4 protein-coding genes are annotated in these 2,350 nt (G+C 47.9%); 1 reads left to right on the top strand and 3 read right to left on the bottom strand.

The features are described from left to right. The coding region (locus tag VIP81_RS04755; protein WP_331957332.1) for a tail fiber domain-containing protein at window positions 1–562 on the bottom strand (562 nt) is incomplete at its 3' end. Between the two features lie 127 nt (window positions 563–689). Between VIP81_RS04755 and VIP81_RS04750 the strand changes: the two genes are divergently transcribed. Next, window positions 690–1,247 (top strand): recombinase family protein, encoded by a 558-nt coding sequence (locus VIP81_RS04750; RefSeq protein ID WP_331957331.1) that lies wholly within the window; start codon window positions 690–692, stop codon window positions 1,245–1,247. A gap of 40 nt (window positions 1,248–1,287) precedes the next feature. Here VIP81_RS04750 and VIP81_RS04745 read toward each other — a convergent pair whose 3' ends face one another. Together VIP81_RS04745 and VIP81_RS04740 are read right to left on the bottom strand one after the other, a co-directional pair. Continuing rightward, window positions 1,288–1,554 (bottom strand): DinI family protein, encoded by a 267-nt coding sequence (locus tag VIP81_RS04745; protein WP_331957330.1) that lies wholly within the window; start codon window positions 1,552–1,554, stop codon window positions 1,288–1,290. A gap of 351 nt (window positions 1,555–1,905) precedes the next feature. Then, on the bottom strand, window positions 1,906–2,350 hold a 445-nt coding region (locus tag VIP81_RS04740), incomplete at its 5' end, for a tyrosine-type recombinase/integrase (protein ID WP_331957329.1).

Genomic DNA, 2,350 nt, shown 5'->3' with positions numbered 1-2,350 from the left:
GAGCCGCAACCTTAACGTCTTCCTCTAATGCGCTGACACGGGTTGCCAGAGCTTTGATTGCTGCCAGCGCATCAAGCACCAATGGGTTGAGGTCAAGTGTCATTTTCCCTGATTCCTCAGCAGAGTGAACATATTGCGGATCTATCATTTCGAGCTCCTGAGCAATGACGCCCCGGCGAACCGTTTTATCCTCATCTGCAAGGTAATAGAAGGTTTTAAAATCCATTGCCTCAATGTTAGACAGCGATTCGTTTAAATCCAGATCCCCCGTCACTTTCTTAAAGTTAATGTCCGATGTACCCGCAGATTGCAGCTGCGCCCACGGCACTGACGATTTTGGTGTTTGTGGGTCAGTGGTTGTAAGAAAGCGGCTGAATACCGCGCTACCGGAAGTAATCCACAACTGTGCAATTCGCTGGCCGGTGTACGAACTCTGGAACCCACATCCATTCCCAGGTGCCCACAGAGTATTGCCATCAGCATCACTGATGAAGGATGAACTGGCATCTGTGGGCTTATTTTGGAGAACCGAACCAACCCCAAAATCCCCAACCGAAAGCATGTTGCCTGACGAGCTATAAGCGTTCCTCGTCGCGCTACTGCCTAAACCGACGTTTTATAGATTGCCTCGTAAGCGCCAGGCCGCTAACTTCACCTGATTTTTTGGCAAAAAATATCGGGTAAAAAATATGCAGATTGGCTATGTCAGGGTGTCAACAAATGACCAAAACACTGATCTCCAGCGGCAGGCGCTTGAACGCGCAGGATGTGAGCAGATTTTTGAAGAAAAAATGAGCGGAACTGTGGCTAATCGCCCGGCGCTAAAAAGGCTGCTTAGGACATTAAAAGAGGGAGATACGCTGGTTGTCTGGAAGTTGGATCGGCTGGGCCGTAGCATGCGGAATCTGGTCCTTCTGGTAGATGAACTGCGTCAACGCGGTATTCATTTTCGTAGCCTCACTGACAGCATTGACACTTCCAGCCCGATGGGACGCTTCATATTTCACATCATGTCAGCACTGGCGGAAATGGAAAGAGAGTTGATTGTAGAACGCACCCGGGCAGGATTAGCAGCTGCACGCGAAAATGGGCGTATAGGTGGCAGGCGTCCAAAGCTTTCTACCGAGCAATGGGCGCAGGCGGGGCGACTGATAGCGAACGGAGTGGATAGGAAGCAGGTTGCGATAATTTATGACGTGGCCGTGTGCACGCTTTATAAAAAATTTCCTGTGGGCATAAATCAGTAAAGGTATGGCAGTCAGAATACGCTGTGACTGCCTTACAATCTTAAAGCCCAACCTGGCGAACGGTAGGGAACTCAGAAACCAACCACATATCTGACTCTTCAAACATGTCCTCCAGCATACGGTTCAACTTTTCCCGATCACTTTTGCTGGCATCACTGTTTAAGGCGTTCGCCTGCATCGGCTTTACCTTCACTTCGGCATCAGGAAAAATCTGGTGCACTCGCTTCGTGAGCTCAGCCAAAATGATCTCTCTGGCGCCAGCCAACCCCTCAACGTTTCGCTTGTCGTAAATCAGTTCAACGAACATACACACACTCCTATACTGTTTTTATATACAGTATTTAAAGCGCAGGAGGTTTGTCTGTCAAGGTACTAGCCATAAGCAGTTATGCTTTTGGGGAATTTTGTGAAGAGAATTTCAAGTTAACTCGCCTGCAACGCTGATGGCGACTGATGTTGGATAAATCTAGCTGTGGGGCATGGGTGGGGCAAAAGTGGTCTGTGAAGTTCGTTTAAGTTCGTTAATCATGCTTTGTCTCGATCTCGCTCATCCCTTGTTTTATGCGCTCCTGGACGATCTTTATCGATTTTAAAAATTATGAGTTCATATTATACAAATGTAGCAGTAATGATGCTAACCACTTGAATTTAGGAATTTCTACTGTGCTGCTACCTTGCTTTGGGGCAGTGATGGGGCAAAGCGTGAAAGAGCCTGGTTAAGTAGAGAAACCTGTTCGGCGCTCTTCTCAGACATCCACTTCCCGTACACCTTGTAAACCATCTGAGCATCGGTATGGCCCATTTGAGTGGCTATAAAATTTGGGTTAGCACCAGCAGACAGTGACCAACACGCGTAGGTGTGTCGTGACTGGTAGGCATTGCGATAACGAATACCTGCACGTTTGATTATCGGTGCCCAAATTTTATTAATGGAATTAACCGCGTAGTGATATCCTGTACGAGGCCCACGTTTGACGCACTGAGGACTGAATACGAAAGTGCATGGGTGAATGACCGACTGGCCATACTCCCTCAATTTCACTTCAACCTCATACTGCCGGCCAAGGCGTGTCAATTGGGCCTGATTTTTCAGAGCATCAATT

Origin of the sequence: Chitinophaga sp., assembly GCF_036566945.1 — a bacterium.
Classification (GTDB): Bacteria; Bacteroidota; Bacteroidia; order Chitinophagales; family Chitinophagaceae; genus Chitinophaga.
This window is presented reverse-complemented; position numbering and strand designations above follow the sequence as displayed.

Bases quoted from the DNA above. Each gene is read 5' to 3' on its own strand.
- VIP81_RS04750 (WP_331957331.1), top strand. From the start codon at position 690: ATGCAGATTGGCTATGTCAGGGTGTCAACAAATGACCAAAACACTGAT.
- VIP81_RS04745 (WP_331957330.1), bottom strand. From the start codon at position 1,554: ATGTTCGTTGAACTGATTTACGACAAGCGAAACGTTGAGGGGTTGGCT.